Raw genomic sequence first — 18,293 nt, forward strand, 5'->3', positions numbered from 1 at the left:
AGATATTTTACAACATAATGGACTCAAGCGTATTTTTGAGGATATCCGCTTCTCCAGCACCTGTCGAAAAAAGCTGCGCCGTCGATGGGGGAGGCCCTCCACCATGAACATGCATGGAAATATTCGAGTTCATTTCGGAGATTAACTGCAGAGTGGCAGAAAGTATATGCAATATACTTATATCCTTCGAACCGATCCACGTCTTGGGGGCCGTCAGGCGTTGGCTGACCTCCGCCAAGCTTACGCGAAGGCCTTGAATCTGTTCCTCCATATCGCCACCCACCGTAGCGTTATATTTTTGCCCCACTACTAAATTCAGATCCCGCCCTGTCGCCTGGTGCAGATCATCCACCGCCGCCAAGCTCGCAGATCCGCCCGACAGCAGCTTGAGCGCACCCAAAGCTTCAAGCGTCTTGATACCCCCTACCGATTCCGTTGAATGCTCGTCCACGGTACTGGTGTGACTCTGGTACCGTTCAGTGTTACCCATCGCCTCCACTTCCCGCTCGATGGCCTTGTCCAGGATCTTGCCGTCGGTCTGGCGCAGCCAGTTGCCGTCGGCGTCGACGCGCTGCTGGCACGCCTCGCTGTGCTGCCACACCTGGTCACCCTTCGGCACGCTAGGCATGCTTAGGCCGTGGGGCAGAATGGTTTGGATATAGGGCTTGTGCGGCAGGCCGTACGCGAAGCACACCACAACCTGTGTGCCTTCCTGGGGGAATGCGTAGATGCCCATTTCCTCGCCACCGGTGGGTAGCGGCAACGGCACGCCGGCAAGGATCGGCAGCTTGGTGTCCGGCTCGCCATCCGGCCCCAGGACCTCGATGTCGACGGCATAGCGCGGCCGGAAATCGTCACAGATGCCGGCGCCGGTCGGGGCGTCGGCTACGGCGACAACACGGGCAAAGCGTGGCAGGTGGTAACCACCGGTGAATTCGGGGAATTGTCGTTCTACGCTGCGGCGGATTGCGTCGTCCATCGGATGGCCATCTGATTGTCGATGAGCGCGACACTGGTGATGCGCTCGCCGTGATTGATCGTTGCACCTGGTCGCAACCCGGGAAGGGCTGCAATCATCGCGCTTTGGTTGCCTTGGTAGTCGTCGAACAGCTCCACCGGCAGCTGCAGCGGCGAGCGAACGCCAAAGAAGCTGTCGGCCCAGCTGCCCACGAATACTTCCCCGTCACCCTGCTGCTGCCAGATGAAGTCTGGAATGTTGAAAACCCGGGCCAGGCTATCCATAGCTTGGTAGCCGGCGGCCAGGCTGTAGAAAAATGGCGCCTTGATGCTCGCATAGGGCTGTTCTGGGACGCGGAAGCGCAAACCGGTGTGCTGGCCGATCTCAACCAGGACCGCGCGCAGGTCGACGTGACGCAGGTTCAGCGGCAGCGGGTTGGCCAGAATCGCGGCCAACTCGCGGCAGAACAGCACCTGCTGGCCACTGCTGGCCGTGGTGGAGCGTTCGACGTAGCCAATGAAGTGTCGCTGCAGTGGGCTGTCGTTGTAGCCGATATCGAGCGTCACCAAACCCTTGACCGGTGCAGAGGCCTGAACGGTAAACGTCGCCCGGCCGGGGCTTTTTGCGTCCAGCCGAACTTCGTTTTTGACCAGGGCATACGGTTTGCCGTTGATGGCCAATTCTTTGTGCAGCTTCATTCCTTGGCCCCCCCGCCCAGCCAGGTGTCAACTTTCTTCAAAGTTGCTTCAAAGCCGGTCAGTTCCTCGGCCCCATCAGGTGAATCGCCACCGGCGCCGCCAACCGCCCCGCCAGGCCCAGACTGCGTGGTAACCGCGTTGCCCGATCGCCGCCCTTCGACCTTCTCTGGGTTGGACAGTTTTTCAGCCAAGGTGAACTGAATCAGCCAAGCGCGCAGGTTGTCGTCCTCCCGGGCGCTCACGCCTTCGGTGAAGGTCACCTGGCGCATGCCGAACGCGGCGGCGGTGTCGTTGACGATTCGGTAGGTCTTGAGCTGGCCACCGCCGGCGGTCGCTTCCACCAGGCGCATCAGGTCGCGCAGTTGCTCCTGGTCAACGAACGGAATCATCAGGCTGACGGTCAGGGTCTTGGGCTTGAAGCCTTTGTGCCCCTTGTCGGTGTTGCTGGTCTGACCTGACAGGTCGTCGCTCTCGATACGCAAATTGCCGGTGACCTTCAGGTTTTTCCCGCGCACCTGTTGCCCGTCAAGTAACAGAGTCATAGTCCCACCAGCTCGCGAACGAAACTCAAACCCTTCTCAGATCCCACCAGCAGCGCGCCGGCGCACAGTACCCACTCATGCCCCGGGGCATCGCCCGCCAACAGCGCCTGGCGTAGCTCGGTTGCGTTGCCAGGGCCGATCATGCGGGCACACATGCTGCTGTCCGGGTTGCGATCGGCCAACAGCGCTTTCAGGTCGGCCAGTTGCTGATCACGCCCCTTTTGCTGGGCGGCTTTGCGGCTGGCCAGCGCGGCAAGGTCAGCCATGGGCGCACTGTCGGCGGCGTAACCCTCCAGAACGGCAAGCTGGCCGGCCATGGATTGCTGCGCGGCCTTCACTACGGTGCAACGCTCCAAGGGCAACGCCTGCCAACGCGGCAAGGTGCCAGCGGCGGGAATCTCCCACTTTTCAGTCTCCAGCTTCGACAGGTGGCGTGCGCGGCGTTCAGTTCGCACCAGGTCAGGCAAAGGCAACAAGGCGTTAAAGCGTGCTAGGCTCGCAGCCAACTGATCAAAGCGCGTCGACAGGAACATTACGCACAGGGCGAACTGGGGGCCGTCCGGCCGGCCGGTGTCGCTCACGTCCACCAGTTTGCCGGCGAGCTGCTGCAGCAAGTTCGGCGCGGAAAGGAACCGTTGATAGCCACGGCCCTGGCCAATCCCGCTTTGAAATGGCGTCACCACCAAGCACGTAGGAATGTCGCCCATTTGCTCAGCAAGCGCAGCACGGCCCGCCGCAATCGCAGCTTGGGCGGCACCACCCACCGGCCCTGGGCTTGTGGAGGTTTTCCCGCTCAGATCTGCCAGGCGCTTAGCCGTGCCGACCAACTCACCGCTGGCAAGCCCCTGGGCCGCTGAAAGTTGGCCCATCCATTGGGTAGCCTGGGCGGGCCAACGCATGGTAACCGGCGCCCAATCACTCATCATTGTTCAGAACCGCGCGCAGCCATTCAGGTGCAGTGGGCCGGCTCGCCTCAGCCGGATACCGTTTTGCCTTCGGCCACTCCCGCACCGCCTGACGCCAGGTCAGCAGGGCCGTGAACTGCTCAGCCGTAATTGGCGTAATGCCGCCCAGGTCTCGGGCGTCGCGGTATTGGGCAACGAGCGTTTCCGTGTTCTGCAAACTTGTTTCAGCCCAGAGCCGAGCAATCACGAGCGGGTCGGACTCTACAACAATGTCCTCAGCATATTTTTTAAACTTGCCCCCCTCGTCCAGGTAAGTGCGAACAGCTTGATACAACGAGGCGTTATAGTCCTGGGTAACATGGCATCGGTTACCTGCAACAGTAACCACGAACGATTTGTCAGGTTTTACTGAGACATCACTGAACGTAACCAACACCTCCGCCAATGGCGCTTCCAGCGACTCTTCCACAGGCGCAATTGCCACATTCACTTTAGATTTATTTTCGTTACTCACGGTGCATACCTCCAAGCGAAACCATAAATAGTTGCCCCGCCGCTAAAAGAAATCACTGTTCCACCAGGTGCGTGGCCACTTTTACCGACAACACCTTGGCCTGCTAAGTAATAATGCATGACCGAATAACACCATGATCCACCTGGAGGCAGCTGGAAAGACGTGCCATTGATGCCTATCGGCATAAAGTTGGTGGTGTCGGGCCGATAGAAGTTTGCCTCTCCCCACTGAACACCCAAGTCGGTGGTATCAACTTGAGCACGCATCCCACGACCTTGGGCATCCCAACCGTACTTGATTTTATTTGAGGACTGACCTACGCCGCCGCCCTGCTCAGGGGGCACGAACCCCAGGCGGCGCTGCAAATAGAGAACCTCGCGGGTGACCTGATCCCGAACATATGGGTAATCAGGATTGCCACTTGCAAGTCCTACATGGGAAATGCTGTCACCGATGACTCTCAAAGCCAGCTGTTGATTGGTCTGGTCGATGGTATAGCCATCTGTGATGCCGTAGCCTGCTAGCGTATTAGCCTTAAGCGCACGCGTCTGAACATCTTCATAAGTGCCAAGTCTTACGACAGCGTTGGTTAGTGAATGCCGGAAGTACGGCTGCGTGGCGTATCCGCCTGCAAATCCCGCAAATGACAATGTATCGGTGTTAACTTTCGCCACCAACAATTGATTAACTGTCTCTTTGTTGTAAACGGCGGCCACATCGGCTTTCTGAGAGGGATCAAAATTGTATTCACTCCACAACCCTCCCAAATCTAAGTTATCGACTGTGACTTTTAATTTATTTCCACTCCACCCCATAGAAAGATCGTTTGAATTCTGACCGATGCCACCACCTTGTTTTACAAATCCAAGCTTAGTTTCAGCCTTTGTATAGGCGTCCGAGATACCATAACCGCTGAGGGACGTGGCCTTATCAGCCTTGCTATTGGGATTGAAGAGATGTTCAGTCCAGATCCGACCTAGATCGGATTCGTCTACAGTGACCTTCAAACCGGTTGCGGACCAACCAATGTGAACCCGGTTGAATAATTGACCGATACCCCCACCCTGCTTCACAAACCCGTTGGCCACCTCATTTTTTGTGTATCCATCGGTGATGCCATACCCAGCAAGCGTCGTTGGGTTACTTCCTGCGTAGACCACGCCTTTAGAGTTGACAGCCATTTTGGTATAGGAACCGGGCGTCACTCCGCTGTCGGCCAGGGTCAGCGCAATTTCCGGGTCCGCGGTGCCGTCAAACGTCGCGCTACCTGTCGCCGCACCACTAAATTTAAACGTGCGTGCCGTGGCCAGTTTCAGGGCTTTGCCGGCTGCAGTGGTGCCGGTCACCAGCGCGTTGATGCTGGCGTTTAGGGTGTTACGCACCAACTGCACCATGTGCGTGGTGGCCAGTATCCAAGGGTCATTCGCGTTTGAATCACTGCTGATGGCGTTCGGGATCTGGTCCAGCCCTACGTCGCCTTTCGTCGTGGATCGAGCGCGCAGACCGGGATAATCACCGTTCCGGGCTGCCAGGTGTTTGATCAGCTCGCTGGTGATCGGCTCCACGGCTCGCAGGTCGTTGATCGCGGCGATCGTAGGTAGTTCTGCAATGGGCACCAAGTAGTGCCGGACACCGGTGCTGTCGGTGTAGTCTTGCTTATCCCAACCAAACACGACCTGGAACGTACCGACCGCATCGCTTAATTCCCGCTGCAGGCGTACGTCAAGCCAGGCCACGTTAGGGATTGACGGGACAGCGACAGCTTGCGCTCTTTTAAGCTCCAGCCGAACACCTTCAACATAGGCAATGCCGGGTTTCAGGCTGTACGCATTGCCCACCTTCTGCAGTGCAAGCGCACTGCTGTGGAAGCAAGCACGCCCGTAAACATCGCGATTGCTCAAGCGTTCGCGCTCATCGATGCCGCTCAGTCGCACAGTAAAGTCATGCTGCCAGGTGCTTGCATCGATCTTGATCCCGGTCAGCGTCTGGGCGCCGTCAAACACCACCAAAAAGTTACGCGTTACGTTGTTGCCGATCTGGCGCGGCGGGATGTTTCGGCGCTTTTGCTGGACCGGCAGATACGCCACGGCCAGCAACACGTTTTCACTGGTCTCAAGGCCGATCCAGTTGAAGTCAAAATCTCCGATGTCGCTACCGAGCATCAGGCTATAAACCACCTGGTTCGGATTCACGAAACCTTTCTGGGTCACCTCATAGGTGCCGACGACTTGCGCTGGCACCGGCTTGCCCGCCGCTCGATCAACAGTAGCGTTCGGGTCAAGCCCGGGCACGTTGGCCAGGACAAATCGAGCAACGTTTAGAGATTGTTGTGCGCCGACTTTCTGCGCGATCAGGCTTTCACCTGCAAGGGTAATGCTGGCTCCCATGGGGGCTCCTACAGGCTGGCGACCAGCGTTTGCTGGTCGTCGTTGAAGTCCACCGCGACAATGCGCAGTGATACGGGGGTGATGGTCACGAAGTCATACCGCCGGCAGGTGCGGCCGTACTGTTGAATCAGCACGCGCATCAGCTCAGGGTTTTGCGACAGTTGGGAATCGGAAAGGCGTAGCAGCACTACGTCCCAGTCCCTATCGGGCAATCTCTCGTTGATCTCGACGTAGCCAACGCCCAATCGCTGCAGGATGCGTTTGAGCCCGGCCGTGCTGCCGGCGTCGACCGCGTTTATGAAGGCGAACTTCACGCGCAGCCGGTAGAGGCTTTCCGGTTCGTCTTTGAAGCGGCTGATATCGCGCTGCCAGGCCAACAAATCCAGCACCGTGATGTGACAGGTGTCCGCGTTCATCTGCATCAGCGGCCATTGCAGCCAGCCTTCGACCTTTTCCCACCAGGACTGCGCGGCCGCTTTCAACTTGGCCAACTGCGGGCCGTCCAGCCAGAAAGGCAAACTGAGCTTGATCATGCCTGCACCACCTGCAGGGTTTTGATCCGGGGAATGGTCAGCTCTGACACGATGTCGGCATTGTCAAAATGCAGCGACTCAATGCCGGCGAATTGCTGGTGAAGTTCTTCGCCCAGGCGGCTGAACGAGAATCGCGATTGGGGGTAGGTCAGCGTCGGCTGATAGTCGCCGGTGCCGCTCTCCCGAAAGGCCGCGCGGATGAACTGCCCAATTTCCGCCTGCAGTTTTTCGCGTTGCTCGATGGTCAGTAACGGCCGGGGCCACCAGGTGAGGCTGAGCGCGTGTTGTGTCTCAGGCATGACCATCACCAGCATGTCATCACCGTGGCCATGATTGCCCTGGTCGCGGATATGCGAGTTGATTTGCTCCAGGTACGTCGACGCTGGTACGTCGGCATCAAACAACACGTAGGCATTTGCGCTGCCGGGGCCCCGTGGCGCGCCATGCAGGAAATACACCCCGTCCGGCCGCACACCTGGGAAGGCGGAAATCATGGCGCGGTACACCGAGTCGGTGTGCCACTGGTTGACTGCCGAGAACTGGTTGCGTGTGCGCAAACGCAGCTGATCGTCCGGCTCAGGGTCTGCACCTGGTGCAATCAGCCAACCGCCCGCGTTCACCACCTGGGCGATGCCGGCAATGGGCACGGGGAGAATTGCGTAGTAACCCGGGGCCAGGTTGTAACCACTGCCCACTTCCTGCGCTTCCACCGGGACTTCCAGCTGCAGCACGCCATCTGCAAAGGTCGCAGCCTGAGTGGTGATCAGCTGGTAAATGTGGCCGTTGATAGCGGCGGATTGCACCAGGATGCCGGCGGGCAACTCCAGCACGCCGCCGGCGACGTCCCTGGTAAAAAACAGCGTTCCCTGGGCCTTGGTCGCTCCTTTGCGCTCGACGTTGACCGCCCAGGCCAACATGTCCAACCACTTACCCACGGCGGTTTTAACGAAGAAATTGGGCAGAACCGTGCCGCTGACAAAGTTGATCAGCCACAGCACCGGCTTGGTCACCAGGGCGGTGATCAGTCGCCAGAACGGCGAATAGGCGCTGGTGTTGCTCAGCTTGCTACCTTGCGCGGCGACTTCCTTTTCCCAGGCCTTGCGCAATCCATCTTCGGTGACCGGAATGCCGCCGTCTGCCAGTGCCTGCTTAAAATCTACGTCGCTCACAACGTCACCTCGATGTCGCCAAATTTCAGCGTTTTCGCCGTGACCAGGTAATGGCCAGACTCCACTTGTTTGATCAGCGCCGTACCCGGTACCAGGCGCTCGTCGGCCTCCACCAGTAGTTCCAATTGTTGGATGCAGTCGCGCTGACGCAGACGGCTACGCTCAGCCACCAGCGTGACCAGCAAACCGCTCTCGCGGATCATGTGCGCGATGTCCTGGGCGATGCTGGCCCGGTCCTCGATCAGCAGCGGCTGACGCGACGGGTCCAGCACCAGGTCGTTGTCCATGATCAACAGGTCGATGTACTCGCTCATCCGCCCACCGCCATGGCCAACATGCCTTCCAGTTCCAGCGGGGTCATTTGCTTGGCGGTGTGAATGTTGACGTTCTCCACGTGATTGCCCTTGTTCTGGGTTTGATTGTTGTTCTGGATGCTGGCCAGGAAGCCGCCCCGGGGTACCGCGTCAGGCCGTTTCGGAGACAGGGTTGATACCGAGCCGTTGATGCGTTGCTGGCTTTGCTCGGCCTTCTCCGTGGGAGCGGGAGCGGTAACCAGGGGCGGCGTCTGCAGCGGCTGCGGGACAGTCAGCTGCGGCCCGATCGGCGCCGGCGTTTGCACCGGTGGCACTGCCACCAGCTTGGGCAACGAGCGCGGCAATTCCCGGGCCGTTTGGGGTTGAGCCAACGGTGCCGGCCCTTTCGGCACCGGTGCCAGGACCTGGGTCGGTAGCTGTGCCGGCGGCTGCAACGCTGCAGGTGTAGCGATTGCCGGTGCTGCTGCCTTCGGGGCTGGAGTCAATACCAGTGCCGGCGCCTTCGCTGGGGGCTGCAACGCTTCCAGCGTCGGCATCACCGGCGCCGGTGCTTTAGGCGTGGGAGCCAGCACCAGGGGCGGTGCTTGGATCGATTGCTGGGGCGCGCTTACCAGTTGAGGCAGTAACGGCGCTTCGACCTGCGGGGCGTTAATGGTTGGAAGCTCTGGCGCCGCCGGCATGTCCCCGAACGCCGCTTCAATGTTCACGCCGGGGATCTTGTTCAACATCTCGATCAAGCCATTGATAGCGCTTTTAAATACGTTGACGATGGCGTCCCACGCGGCGCTGGCCATGTTCGACCAACCGCCCATCGAGTCGAACCACTCCGACAGCGCAGTCAACTGGCCGCTAACCCACTGGAATGCCTCGCTATTGAGTAGCGCACTGGTCCAGTCGTCCCAATAGATGATCGCCGCCGCCACGGCCGCGACCAGGGCAACAATGCCGATCACGATCCAGGCCACCGGGTTGGCCAGCAACGCGGTGTTGACCAGCCAGATCGCGCCCTGCCAGAGCAACATTGCGCCCTTGACCAGACCCATCCAGGCAACCATCAGCACCAGGCCGGCCACGAACCCCACCACCATGACGGTGTGGTACAGGAACATGGCGATACTGCGATAACCCGACCAGGTGAGGGCATTCCACACCACAACGGCCCCCAGCCATGCCATTTTCGAAAGCCCCACGGTCAGTGTAAGCAACGACATGGCGGCGGTAATCGCCAGGAACGACAGGGTTACGATCCCAATCAAGCGCGTGATGTTAGGGAACAACTGAGTCCAGCGGGTCAGCGTGCTGGCAATCCCCACCAGGCGCTCCATCAGCGGGGTCAAGATCGGGATCAACGCCTGGCCAAAGGCGATGCGCAACGCCTCGACAGCGGAACTGAACTGCTGCCACGGGTCCACCATGTTCTTGGCCATCCGCTCGGCATTCTCCAGCCCGCGCACATTGCCCAGTCGCTCCATACCGTTTTTCAGGCGGTCGGTGTCGCCCATCAGGCTGCTGATCAACCGCGCCGCTTCGCCACCGAAAGCATCGCGCAGCTTCGCGCCGTTGGCCTCAATCGACAGATCCCCAAACTTGCCTTTGAGCTTGTCCAGGATGTCCATCATCGGCAGCAATTTGCCCTGCTGATCCACGAACTTCATGCCCAGCTTTTCAGAGGCAGCGCTGACGTTTTCAAAGAAGGATTTGTAGAGGCCGCCAGCCTCGCCGCCGTCCATGGTGCTGCCCAGCGTTCCCAACACAGCCATCTGCTCGGCCAGGCTCACACCGGCAGTGCTGGCCAAGCCACCTGCAGCCTTGAACGCCTCACCGATCTGCTCGCCACTGGTGCGAAACAGCTGCACGGCCGTGGCCGTCTGGCCCGCCAGGGTTTCAACCCATTGGCCTTTGCCCATGGCGTCGGCCTGGCCTTTGAACAAGTTGTACATGGTGCCGACGTAGGTGCCCATGGTGTCGGCGTCGGACTTGGTGGCCTTGGCCAACACGTTGCTGGCATTGGTGAAGGTGGCCAGCTGACTGCCAACCAACCCTTTGATGGCGCCCTCAATTTGATACCCCGAGGCGACAAAATCCTTGGCGTTCTCGCCGTAGGCCACCGAGAACTCCAGTGACTTACGGTTCAGCGAGTTCAAGGCGTCTTCGGCCACGTTCAGCGATCGGACCTCGCCAAGGGCGCGGTTCATCTCCAAAGCGGGTTCCATGGATTGGGTGATACCGACATAGGCGCCCGTGATGCCCGCCAGACCAAAACCCATGGTTTTGATGTGCTTTTCGCTCTGTTCGGCCAGGTCGGAAAAACCGGTTTTGACCTTGCCCATTGGCGCCGTGACCTTATCGGTCAGGCTCAAAATAAAGGCCAGGCGGGCGCTTTTGTCAGCCATCAGTGTTTATCCGTTGAGTGCGTAGGCGATGCCATTGGCAATGGCGATTTCCATGCGGCGCCAATGCTCGTCCTCCAGCCACTTGGCCGTTCCCATCACCTCGGCGGTGGGCTCGGCACCTGGTAGCCAGCGGCCGGCCAGAGCCACCAGTTGGCCCAGGCCGTTTTCGGTCAGTCGTTCGGCGTGGTCGAGGGCTTTTTTACGGTGATTTCAACGTCTGGGCCGTACTCTTCCAGGAGCGCGCCGGCCAGTTGCATGACCAACACCGGGTTGCCCAACAGGGGCTTGAGGGTGGCGCGTTGTTCCTGCTTAACGGTGGTCACCAACAGGTTATTCGCCGGCGAAACCTTGTTGGCCTGGGTCACGGCGTTGAAGTACTTCGTCACGTCCTGGGGGGTCAGGGCGAAGGTGAATTCCTTGTCGCCTACTTCCAGGGTGATATCGCGTGTATCGGTCATGGGTGTTGCTCCGTTCAGAGGTTAGGTGTCAGTTATGGTTGGCGCGGGCAAACCCGCAGGGCGTGGTCTTGCAAGCCCAGGATCATTTGCCGGCTGAGGGCGAGTTGATCTCTGAGGGTGAAATAATCCGATCGAGCGTCTGCTGTGAGTTCGGCGGTGCCTGCATGAGCCACGCCGCCGGCGCCGGCACTGGCGGGCACTGGGGCGCTGCAGGTGGCGTTGAGCCGCAACCGCTTACGGCCAGTGGCAACATCGAGACGCAGAGCATCGTTTTCAGCCCGTTCATGGTTCAGTTCCTGGGTACGTTGAAGGTCGATGGCGTCACGCTCTGCCAGCATCACGCCGCTGATGCGCGCCGCCTCTCGCAGGCCGTTCACTTCAAACAGCGCCGCGTCACGCTCTATCCGTGCGGTGTCCCGCTGGTCCTGCAGCAGGTCAAAGCCGAACCAAGCCACCAGGCACAGCACCAGGATGAAAGTGCCTTCGCGCATCACAGGCCCGCCTTACAAAGCTCGGCTTCGGCCAATCGGCGTTTATGCAAACCTGGGACTAATTCCTTCTTGCCATCGGCGGTGGTGATGAAGGCCCATACCGGTGTTTTGCCGTCAGGCGCCCAGGCCAGCGCCTGGCAGCCCTCTTTGATACGGCCGGCATTGATCAAGCCAACGGCGCGGCTCGCGCATGTGCTGGCAGTGCCGAAGTTGTGGCCATGGCTACTCAGGGCATCGAATGTGTTCTGGCCCACGTCCTGGTTGGTGATGCAGTCGGCCAGCTGCAGTTGGCCCCTACTGATCACCAGTTGCTCCACCTCGCTGCAGCGCGCATCCGACCAGTAGTCGCCTACAACCACCGGGTAGGGGCTTGTATGGCGGGTGATGCCCTTGCACACGGTGGGTAGGCCACGGGCCAGCTTGTCCGCATAAACGGTGTTCTGGGCGTTGCCTTCCCAAGTGCCCAGGAAAACCACCAGCGCAGAGCTGCAGAGCGTGACAGCGCCGGCGGCGATCTTGCCGCGCAGGCTCATGGCTTCACCTTCCAGTCGCGCAGCATCTGGCGATACTTGGGAACCAACAGCAGGATCTGCAGCACCATGTAAACGGCAGTCAGCATGTAGGCGACAGCCGACCAGTCGACGGCCCCTGTCGCCCCAGTGGCGGCTACACCGATCGCAGGTGAAGCCTTCGCCAGTGCGATGGCGGTGTCCTGGGCCGCCTGATTCGTGCTCATCGCTGCACTCCTTTTTCGAAAAAAGACTGGCACGGGACGCAGCGGGTCTTGCCGCCGAGCGCCTGGCGCGCTGCCGGAATCTCGTTATCACAGTCCTGGCAGTGAGTAAGGCTTGGGCCCGCTGACTCACGCCGTGCCTGGGCCAACTGGGCGTTGATAGCCTGGTCCCGCTGACGTTGTTCCAGGGCTTGGGCGCGATCGAACGGGCATACCATCAGCTAATGCCCTCGATCTCGGTGGAATCCAGGTAAGGCACGCCGTTGATGCGGATAAAGTCCGGACTGGTGACCTCAAACGGCACCTTGTGCTTGGTCTTCTCGCTGCCCTTCGGATCAATGCTCAGCAGGCTGGAAATCTTCAACTTGCAGCCGAAGGCCTCGATGCGCAGCTCGTCGTCGCCAGCCTTGGCGAAAAACACCACGTCGAACGCATCCAGCTTGCGGAAGCTGCCGGCAGTGCGTGCCGCTTCGACCACCAGGTTAAAGTTGGTCGAGTCCAGCTCAACTTCACCTGCCGCCGCTACGTCGCCGTCGACGTAGCCATCAGGCACGCCCCGGGTTTGCGCGGTCTTGCTGTTGTCGGTGATATCCAGGGTGCAGCTTTCGACGTGTACCTGCAGATCGCCCAGGTTCACGTCAAAGTTCTTGCCGCCAATACGTGACATGGGGGGTTACTCCGAAACGTCGTTGGAAAGATCCAGGGCGATGTTCGCCGTGAGGTCTTTCGGGCAGTTGTGGGGCTTGAGCTTGATGTACGCCTCGACGGCGGTTTTGCTCTTCCAGGTCAGCACGATGTCGCCGTCTTTCGGCGTCTCGATCTCCCCCGGGAACACCTGGCCGGCGAACTTGACCGACTTGGCCATCTGGCGCAGTGGTGCCATCAGCGCGTTGACGTTCACGGCCATGCTGTTGGGGGTGTTGTTCAAGCGACGATCAGCCACACGGCGGATCAGCAGCGGCCGCACCTGGCGCGCCGCCTTGTCCGTGAGGCGCAGATATTCGACTACCTGGTAGTCGCTGCCTGGGGTGTCCAGCATGTTGCCGTCGCCCCAATAAACACCCGGGTAGTCCGGGTAGGTCTGGGAAACAGAAAAGCGAGACTTGTCCAACTCGGCGCGGATCGCGGACGGCAGCGGCACGCCCTCTTTATCGACCGGCACACTGCCCAGACCGGTTACGGCACCGGTGGCCACACGCATTGGGCTGTCGGCAATACTCACGGCAGCGTTGGCCAAGCGACCGGCGAACACGCCCAGGTCATTGCCGTGCAGCTGCGGCACCACCATCACCCGCGGCGCGGCCACGTTGTTGGTAATTGCCTTTTGCTCGGACACATATTCCGACCAGGACTGCAGCACGGTCGGGCTGGCAGTTGCGGCCATCACGAACAAGCGGCGGCCGTAGACGTTATTAACCAGCACCGCCGCGTCGTGCATGGCCGCCAGGTCGTCGCCCTTGGTCACAGGCTGGGTGATAACGACTGCCTCGACCGAAAAGCCCTGCTGCTGGCAAGTTTCCAAAGAGGCGCGCCAGTCGGTATCGGCCACGATCGGTGCCGCCAGACAGGCCCAGCGATCGCCACCGTTCGAGCGAGCGGCAGTGATCTGGGTTTTCAGGTCGCTGGCAGCGATACCCAGGGCGGCATCGAGGTCGCTTTCGGTATTGAGCGGCACAAGTTTGCCGATGTTTTTTGGAGCGGTTTTCGGACCAGGCCCGATAAACAGAAAATAGCGTTCGATCTCAGTCACGGCGCCTTGGCCCAGATTGAGATTGTTAACGCTGACTTTGCCAAGTGCCATGCTGTGCCTCGTTAGCGGGGTGAATTAAGGATTTGTTCAAAGACCTGGTTAACCAGCTCGCGGGTTTCGCCGCTGGTTTCCACGCCCAGGAACTGGCGTTTTGGCAGGGTGATGTCCCAGCTTTGCGCGCCCGTTTTCTCGGTTCGTTCATCGTTCAAAATGCGGATCAAAAGGCCGGCCTTGGCGTAATTCACATGCTCCTGAATCCAAGCCACCGACGGCCTGGCCAGCGCCCTTTTGCCTTTGTGCCGGACACGAAAGCCCAACCGGCGCAGGCGCTTGGCCTGTTTTTCGGTGCATGCAATGCCTGGTGGGACTTTGTTCCAGCGGCGCATCTGTGCAGCGGTGCGCCGCTCGCTGACGCCGTTGTGCTGCTGGGCGGCGACCCAACGGGTCAAGGCGTTTTTCCAGCCCAGTTCGGCTTCATCGGAACTGACGCGGGTGACCTGCAGCAGCTTGGCCAGGCCGGCTTCCATCTTCTTTTTGCCTTTGGCGCTGCCCTTGCGTTCAGCGAACGGGGTGCCGTCGGTGTTCTTCTGCTCACGCACCCGCTTACGGCTCATCGTCCGCACGCGTGTAGTCACTCTGTTCAGCAATCGCCGGCGGAGCTGCGGCGACAACTCAAGCAACGCCAACTGGGCGTCGACGTCCAGCAAGCCCCTGATATCGAGGTTGAGCGGGTTAGCGGCCATTGCTGCCCACCTCGCCATGCTCGGCAATCCACAGATCGAACGGGACGAAGGCCCAAGTTTTGCCGAATGCCTCGATCTCGCCGGCAGGGTCTTGGGCTAGGTACTGCGGCTCGACAAATTCCAGCGACAGTTCAACGTCGAAGCTGTCCTGGTCGAGCGGCTCGACGGTGAACATCGGCGCGGGCAGTTCGTGGCGGTCGCGGTCGGTGTCGTGGGTTTCCAGCCAACTGCCCACCAAGGCCATCAGCCTGGCGGGATGGCCGGTGAAACGCTCCAGGGAAAACGCGGCGCGATAGCGCATGTCAGCCATGTGCAGGCCGTCGCGGTCAGGCTTCCAGATCAGCTCAAGGCTGACCTGTTCGGTCCAGCTGTCGAACTGCTCAGGCGGCACCAGGTTGCGGGCCATCAGGTAGGCGGTCAGCGCCTGCAGCTGGATCATTGCAATGACGCCGTTATGCGGCCACGGCCCTGCAGGGCGCGCACGGCCTGCTGGCTGAAGGCCAAGAACGTTTCCGCCCGCTCGGGGGCTTCCTTGCCGGTGTTTTCGGCGCTTTCGCGACGGGTCACGGTGGCAAACTGGGGCAGCGAATTGCCCTTGGCTCGGCTGTAGACGGCGCGTTTATAGAGCGTGACTTTGTGGGCATAGGCCCATTCAGCCGGAGTCGCCACACCTGCAACTGCCTGCAGATTCGAAATACCAGCCGCCTGCAGCGCCGCCTTCACGCGGGCCAGGTCGGTATTTACCTCGAACATTGCGCTTTTCAGTGTGTCGGCCAGCAGCTCAACCAGGTACTCAGCCGGCAGGCGTTGTTCCTTCTGGAATTCGGACACAGAGAGGTCTGGCCAGAAGCCGTCGTTCTCGATCGTCAGTTCCACGAAGGTGGTGGTTTTCCCGGAAAAGCTCATTGCTGGCCGCTCAAATAGGGCGGGAAGCCTGTTTTCAGTGGGACGGTCCATAAATGGACGGCTCACTTCCACAGGTTCCCGCTGGGGGGGTAGTCGGTTATTCGGTAGCCGGGTTAACGGCCGCTTGTTTTGCCAGGATCTTGCGAATCTTTTTGATGCGAGTGTCGTTCCCGGCCGGCGCGTGCAGCTGAGTGGAGCGTTCCAGATGCTTGAGCGCGGTGTCCCACTGCTCGGCCTCCATGGCGCGCATGCCAATCAACTTGTGGTACTTGCTGGGGATCTGCTCTGTCAGGTTCCACTCGCCGTCAACGCGCGGCAGTAGGTCGGACAGATAAGGCTCCGGGCTGCGCTTGGCGTTGTATTCGGCATAGGCCCACTCGCACACGGCGTCAGCAACAAACGTCCGGATGTCCCGACGCTTGAAACGCTCAGGCATTTCCTGGCCCTGTTCCATCAGGAAGTCGGCTAGCTCCAGGGCGTCTTCGAACTGGGCGGTGTCGAACAGCCAGACCATCACCTGCACCGCGACGCGGTTGGGAAAGTTCAGCCCCGATTCGCAGTAGCGCTGGACGTATTCCTGGTACTTGGGCAGCAGCTCTTCCCGCTTGAGCGACTGTTTGCTGGCCAGGTTCTTGAGATCACTCAGGCGCGCCAGGTCCTGGTCCAATGCCGCTTCCTGCAACAGCAAGTGTTTACGTGCGTTGGCGGGGCTGCTCAGGGCATCAGCCGGGGAGTAGGCCAAGCCTGCAGTAGCGGCGAGCGCCGCTACTGCAGTGCTGCCCAAGGCCAGGGTGCGGCGCTTGTGCGCCAGTGCCAGGCTCACGCGGCCACCAGCTCAACGTTTTCGGTGAGCGCGATCTTTTCCAGTTGCTCGATCACGTAGCCTTCATTGCGGCTGTTGTAGTCCTCAACGCGGGAGCGCTTCGGGTTCTCGATCGTCTGCTTACGCCAGCTGGTGTCCTGGAAGTAAATCGAGAGGTTGTCCCAACTGGTGACCAGCACCGCATTGACCGGAAAGTTCGGCACGCTGAACGCCGGCAGACCGCCATAGGTCGCAATGACCTGCGCGTCTTCGATGCGCTCTTTTTCGGTCGGCTTGTCGCCTTGCTTGGTGTAAAGCTTGGCTTTGTCAGCCGCCAACAGATCGGTGCCGATAATCGCTACCAGGTCGCCGTCTTCGCGCAGGATCTCGTCGACCATCTGTTTGGTGTCGTGCACCAGGGCATCAAGGTTGGCGTAGTCACCACCGGCGCCCAGCGTGACCTTGCCGGCGGCGCCTCCCTCTTTCAGCACCTGCTGCGGGGCCTGCTCGCGCAGTTGCTGCAGCCAGCCTTTGTTCACGTCCTGCAGCTTGGGGAATTTCTCCAGGTCGGTCTGCGTAGCGGCGTGGGTGCCATGGAAACCGATAACGATTCGGTCCTGCGCGATGCGCTTCTGCACTGCGGCGGAATAACGCTCTTTGAAGTCTGGAAACTTCGCCCAAGCATCGATCTTGGCGTATGGAAGGCCCACGTCCGACTGGGTATCAGCCAGTTCGTATTGGGTGTTGTCCAGCGCCGAAGCGTCCTTGGCTTCTCGATCGGTGGTCTTGGTGTTGGTGCGGCCAGTAACTGGGCCATTCACACCGATGAAGACCTTTTCACCCTTGATCTCACTCACCGGAACGATGTTGATACGCTCCAGGAAATCAGCCTTGGCGGTGATCGCGTCGTTCAGCTCCTGGGCGATCGTGGGTTCCACACTGAACATGCGGCTCGATCGCTCGACGCCATAGGCTTCGGCCATCGCTTCCTGCAGCTCGGCATATTGTTTGGCGCCACGGGCGCTTAATGGCTGGGCCATATCAGAGCACCCGCTTTTTGGTGGTGGTCACCGGGCCGGCGTTGCGGGGCAACTGGCGACCGGTGGAGGTGTTCTGCAGTGCGGAGAACTGCTTTTGCAGCTTCTCCAACTGAACCAGAACGGCCTTGTTCGACCCACCGCTACGGCGGAACTCACGTTCCTCCTCGGCGGTTGTGACGATATCGTCCACGGCCGCGCTCACGTCGTCGATGGGTGCTTGGTCTGGTTCTGGCGCATCTGCGGCGGCGGGTTCAATCACAGCCTGAATGCCGGCAGCGACGACAAGCAGCTGCTCCAGCAGGGCTTTAAGGGCCGTTGCGGTAGCTTCATCCATTGGGGTTTTGCTCTCAGTTGGGGTGGTGGGTTCGGCGGGCTCGGCATCCGTGGCAAAGCGCTTGAATAGGCCAGTGAGCAAACCGATCAGCTTGCCGACCTCGCTCTGCGGTTCGGCTTCAAAGGAGCCCAGCTCGACGGAGGCGGCATAGAAGGAGTTTTGGTGGGTCTGCTTGGAAAAATAGAGTTCCTGGGTGCCCAGGCTGGCGGGCTCATCGGTGACGCCAAGACCTGTCAGGTAGGCTTTTCCGCTGCCGGCGAAGTTCGGGGTGATCTCGATGCTGGAGAAGAGCTTTTGGCCCTGATCATTCAGCTGCAGTAGGCGATCATTGGGCTTGAGCTGTGCCTCCAAGGCGATTTGCCCAGGTTCAAGGTCTTCGCCCTCTTCCACCAGGCGCACCGCAAAGACGGTACCGTGGGAACCGCTCCACCGTTCGTGGTCGCACCAGATCACCGCCGTGTATTTCGAAGGCTTGTAGGTTTCAGCGATATCGCGCAGTTCCTGGGGAAGGATCTCGCGACCATCGGCGGTGGTGCCGCTGGTGGCGACACGTTTCCAGTACGAAACAAGGGAACGGGGCATGGGCGTTAACTGCGCTCAATCGGTTGAATGAGCCGCCAAGA

General features: G+C 60.1%; 24 protein-coding genes. All 24 read right to left on the reverse strand.

Annotated elements, in window-relative coordinates:
• Positions 1 to 7: 7 nt before the first annotated feature.
• The 24 genes from NTD89_RS15125 to NTD89_RS15240 all read right to left on the reverse strand — a co-directional run bounded on the left by NTD89_RS15125 (position 8) and on the right by NTD89_RS15240 (position 18,252).
• Positions 8 to 979 carry a hypothetical protein gene (locus NTD89_RS15125; protein WP_262208444.1) on the reverse strand — a complete coding sequence of 324 codons (972 nt, stop codon included), beginning with the start codon at positions 977 to 979 and terminating at the stop codon, positions 8 to 10.
• The gene (locus tag NTD89_RS15130) at positions 952 to 1,656 is read right to left on the reverse strand and encodes a hypothetical protein (RefSeq protein ID WP_262208446.1); all 705 of its coding nucleotides are present in this window, start codon (positions 1,654 to 1,656) and stop codon (positions 952 to 954) included. Before NTD89_RS15130 ends, NTD89_RS15125 begins: the two co-directional genes overlap by 28 nt.
• On the reverse strand, positions 1,653 to 2,198 hold the full coding sequence (locus NTD89_RS15135) for a DNA-binding protein (protein ID WP_262208448.1): 546 nt from the start codon (positions 2,196 to 2,198) through the stop codon (positions 1,653 to 1,655). The genes NTD89_RS15130 and NTD89_RS15135 overlap by 4 nt, the downstream gene beginning before the upstream one ends.
• Entirely contained in the window at positions 2,195 to 3,121 is a 927-nt protein-coding gene (locus tag NTD89_RS15140) for a hypothetical protein (protein WP_410017217.1), read from the reverse strand. The genes NTD89_RS15135 and NTD89_RS15140 overlap by 4 nt, the downstream gene beginning before the upstream one ends.
• The gene (locus NTD89_RS15145; protein ID WP_262208450.1) at positions 3,114 to 3,617 is read right to left on the reverse strand and encodes a hypothetical protein; all 504 of its coding nucleotides are present in this window, start codon (positions 3,615 to 3,617) and stop codon (positions 3,114 to 3,116) included. The genes NTD89_RS15140 and NTD89_RS15145 overlap by 8 nt, the downstream gene beginning before the upstream one ends.
• Positions 3,614 to 6,004 carry a phage tail protein gene (locus NTD89_RS15150; RefSeq protein WP_262208451.1) on the reverse strand — a complete coding sequence of 797 codons (2,391 nt, stop codon included), beginning with the start codon at positions 6,002 to 6,004 and terminating at the stop codon, positions 3,614 to 3,616. The genes NTD89_RS15145 and NTD89_RS15150 overlap by 4 nt, the downstream gene beginning before the upstream one ends.
• Before the next feature lie 8 nt (positions 6,005 to 6,012).
• Positions 6,013 to 6,537 (reverse strand): phage tail protein, encoded by a 525-nt coding sequence (locus tag NTD89_RS15155; protein ID WP_262208452.1) that lies wholly within the window; start codon positions 6,535 to 6,537, stop codon positions 6,013 to 6,015.
• A complete protein-coding gene (locus tag NTD89_RS15160; protein ID WP_262208454.1) occupies positions 6,534 to 7,706 on the reverse strand; it encodes a baseplate J/gp47 family protein in 1,173 nt (390 codons plus the stop codon). The genes NTD89_RS15155 and NTD89_RS15160 overlap by 4 nt, the downstream gene beginning before the upstream one ends.
• Positions 7,703 to 8,020 (reverse strand): DUF2590 family protein, encoded by a 318-nt coding sequence (locus NTD89_RS15165; RefSeq protein WP_053253851.1) that lies wholly within the window; start codon positions 8,018 to 8,020, stop codon positions 7,703 to 7,705. Before NTD89_RS15165 ends, NTD89_RS15160 begins: the two co-directional genes overlap by 4 nt.
• Positions 8,017 to 10,413 (reverse strand): phage tail tape measure protein, encoded by a 2,397-nt coding sequence (locus NTD89_RS15170; RefSeq protein ID WP_262208455.1) that lies wholly within the window; start codon positions 10,411 to 10,413, stop codon positions 8,017 to 8,019. The genes NTD89_RS15165 and NTD89_RS15170 overlap by 4 nt, the downstream gene beginning before the upstream one ends.
• A gap of 6 nt (positions 10,414 to 10,419) precedes the next feature.
• The gene (locus NTD89_RS15175; protein ID WP_370881244.1) at positions 10,420 to 10,563 is read right to left on the reverse strand and encodes a DUF6890 family protein; all 144 of its coding nucleotides are present in this window, start codon (positions 10,561 to 10,563) and stop codon (positions 10,420 to 10,422) included.
• Positions 10,564 to 10,583: 20 nt separating this feature from the next.
• Positions 10,584 to 10,871: a putative phage tail assembly chaperone gene (locus NTD89_RS15180; protein ID WP_262208457.1), complete on the reverse strand. Its 288-nt coding sequence runs from the start codon at positions 10,869 to 10,871 to the stop codon at positions 10,584 to 10,586.
• A 32-nt stretch (positions 10,872 to 10,903) separates the two neighbouring features.
• The gene (locus tag NTD89_RS15185) at positions 10,904 to 11,362 is read right to left on the reverse strand and encodes a lysis protein (protein ID WP_262208458.1); all 459 of its coding nucleotides are present in this window, start codon (positions 11,360 to 11,362) and stop codon (positions 10,904 to 10,906) included.
• Positions 11,362 to 11,895, reverse strand: coding sequence for a lysozyme (locus NTD89_RS15190; RefSeq protein ID WP_262208459.1), 534 nt, complete (start codon positions 11,893 to 11,895; stop codon positions 11,362 to 11,364). Before NTD89_RS15190 ends, NTD89_RS15185 begins: the two co-directional genes overlap by 1 nt.
• Positions 11,892 to 12,098, reverse strand: a complete 207-nt coding sequence (locus NTD89_RS15195; protein WP_063033543.1) for a hypothetical protein — start codon at positions 12,096 to 12,098, stop codon at positions 11,892 to 11,894. Before NTD89_RS15195 ends, NTD89_RS15190 begins: the two co-directional genes overlap by 4 nt.
• Entirely contained in the window at positions 12,095 to 12,313 is a 219-nt protein-coding gene (locus tag NTD89_RS15200) for a TraR/DksA family transcriptional regulator (RefSeq protein ID WP_003235240.1), read from the reverse strand. The genes NTD89_RS15195 and NTD89_RS15200 overlap by 4 nt, the downstream gene beginning before the upstream one ends.
• Positions 12,313 to 12,762 carry a DUF2597 family protein gene (locus NTD89_RS15205; protein WP_262208462.1) on the reverse strand — a complete coding sequence of 150 codons (450 nt, stop codon included), beginning with the start codon at positions 12,760 to 12,762 and terminating at the stop codon, positions 12,313 to 12,315. The genes NTD89_RS15200 and NTD89_RS15205 overlap by 1 nt, the downstream gene beginning before the upstream one ends.
• A 6-nt stretch (positions 12,763 to 12,768) precedes the next feature.
• Entirely contained in the window at positions 12,769 to 13,896 is a 1,128-nt protein-coding gene (locus tag NTD89_RS15210) for a DUF2586 domain-containing protein (RefSeq protein WP_262208464.1), read from the reverse strand.
• An 11-nt stretch (positions 13,897 to 13,907) separates the two neighbouring features.
• Entirely contained in the window at positions 13,908 to 14,588 is a 681-nt protein-coding gene (locus tag NTD89_RS15215; RefSeq protein ID WP_262208466.1) for a phage virion morphogenesis protein, read from the reverse strand.
• Positions 14,578 to 15,027: a phage tail protein gene (locus NTD89_RS15220; protein ID WP_262208467.1), complete on the reverse strand. Its 450-nt coding sequence runs from the start codon at positions 15,025 to 15,027 to the stop codon at positions 14,578 to 14,580. The genes NTD89_RS15215 and NTD89_RS15220 overlap by 11 nt, the downstream gene beginning before the upstream one ends.
• A complete protein-coding gene (locus tag NTD89_RS15225) occupies positions 15,024 to 15,494 on the reverse strand; it encodes a head completion/stabilization protein (RefSeq protein WP_262208575.1) in 471 nt (156 codons plus the stop codon). Before NTD89_RS15225 ends, NTD89_RS15220 begins: the two co-directional genes overlap by 4 nt.
• Positions 15,495 to 15,591: 97 nt before the next feature.
• Positions 15,592 to 16,317: a phage terminase small subunit gene (gene gpM / locus NTD89_RS15230; protein ID WP_262208469.1), complete on the reverse strand. Its 726-nt coding sequence runs from the start codon at positions 16,315 to 16,317 to the stop codon at positions 15,592 to 15,594.
• The gene (locus NTD89_RS15235; RefSeq protein WP_262208470.1) at positions 16,314 to 17,336 is read right to left on the reverse strand and encodes a phage major capsid protein, P2 family; all 1,023 of its coding nucleotides are present in this window, start codon (positions 17,334 to 17,336) and stop codon (positions 16,314 to 16,316) included. The genes gpM and NTD89_RS15235 overlap by 4 nt, the downstream gene beginning before the upstream one ends.
• A gap of 1 nt (position 17,337) precedes the next feature.
• On the reverse strand, positions 17,338 to 18,252 hold the full coding sequence (locus NTD89_RS15240; RefSeq protein WP_262208471.1) for a GPO family capsid scaffolding protein: 915 nt from the start codon (positions 18,250 to 18,252) through the stop codon (positions 17,338 to 17,340).
• Positions 18,253 to 18,293: the final 41 nt, after the last annotated feature.

The sequence above is a fragment of the Pseudomonas sp. 14P_5.3_Bac1 genome, assembly GCF_025466135.1.
GTDB lineage: Bacteria > Pseudomonadota > Gammaproteobacteria > Pseudomonadales > Pseudomonadaceae > Aquipseudomonas.

Coding starts and splice junctions, on each gene's coding strand:
- NTD89_RS15210 (WP_262208464.1), bottom strand. CDS start 13,896: ATGGCACTTGGCAAAGTCAGCGTTAACAATCTCAATCTGGGCCAAGGC.
- NTD89_RS15165 (WP_053253851.1), bottom strand. CDS start 8,020: ATGAGCGAGTACATCGACCTGTTGATCATGGACAACGACCTGGTGCTG.
- NTD89_RS15155 (WP_262208452.1), bottom strand. CDS start 6,537: ATGATCAAGCTCAGTTTGCCTTTCTGGCTGGACGGCCCGCAGTTGGCC.
- NTD89_RS15180 (WP_262208457.1), bottom strand. CDS start 10,871: ATGACCGATACACGCGATATCACCCTGGAAGTAGGCGACAAGGAATTC.
- NTD89_RS15240 (WP_262208471.1), bottom strand. CDS start 18,252: ATGCCCCGTTCCCTTGTTTCGTACTGGAAACGTGTCGCCACCAGCGGC.
- NTD89_RS15215 (WP_262208466.1), bottom strand. CDS start 14,588: ATGGCCGCTAACCCGCTCAACCTCGATATCAGGGGCTTGCTGGACGTC.
- NTD89_RS15140 (WP_410017217.1), bottom strand. CDS start 3,121: ATGAGTGATTGGGCGCCGGTTACCATGCGTTGGCCCGCCCAGGCTACC.
- NTD89_RS15125 (WP_262208444.1), bottom strand. CDS start 979: ATGGACGACGCAATCCGCCGCAGCGTAGAACGACAATTCCCCGAATTC.
- NTD89_RS15130 (WP_262208446.1), bottom strand. CDS start 1,656: ATGAAGCTGCACAAAGAATTGGCCATCAACGGCAAACCGTATGCCCTG.
- NTD89_RS15135 (WP_262208448.1), bottom strand. CDS start 2,198: ATGACTCTGTTACTTGACGGGCAACAGGTGCGCGGGAAAAACCTGAAG.
- NTD89_RS15200 (WP_003235240.1), bottom strand. CDS start 12,313: ATGGTATGCCCGTTCGATCGCGCCCAAGCCCTGGAACAACGTCAGCGG.
- NTD89_RS15225 (WP_262208575.1), bottom strand. CDS start 15,494: ATGAGCTTTTCCGGGAAAACCACCACCTTCGTGGAACTGACGATCGAG.
- NTD89_RS15195 (WP_063033543.1), bottom strand. CDS start 12,098: ATGAGCACGAATCAGGCGGCCCAGGACACCGCCATCGCACTGGCGAAG.
- NTD89_RS15150 (WP_262208451.1), bottom strand. CDS start 6,004: ATGGGAGCCAGCATTACCCTTGCAGGTGAAAGCCTGATCGCGCAGAAA.
- NTD89_RS15235 (WP_262208470.1), bottom strand. CDS start 17,336: ATGGCCCAGCCATTAAGCGCCCGTGGCGCCAAACAATATGCCGAGCTG.
- NTD89_RS15185 (WP_262208458.1), bottom strand. CDS start 11,362: ATGCGCGAAGGCACTTTCATCCTGGTGCTGTGCCTGGTGGCTTGGTTC.
- NTD89_RS15220 (WP_262208467.1), bottom strand. CDS start 15,027: ATGATCCAGCTGCAGGCGCTGACCGCCTACCTGATGGCCCGCAACCTG.
- NTD89_RS15205 (WP_262208462.1), bottom strand. CDS start 12,762: ATGTCACGTATTGGCGGCAAGAACTTTGACGTGAACCTGGGCGATCTG.
- NTD89_RS15170 (WP_262208455.1), bottom strand. CDS start 10,413: ATGGCTGACAAAAGCGCCCGCCTGGCCTTTATTTTGAGCCTGACCGAT.
- NTD89_RS15190 (WP_262208459.1), bottom strand. CDS start 11,895: ATGAGCCTGCGCGGCAAGATCGCCGCCGGCGCTGTCACGCTCTGCAGC.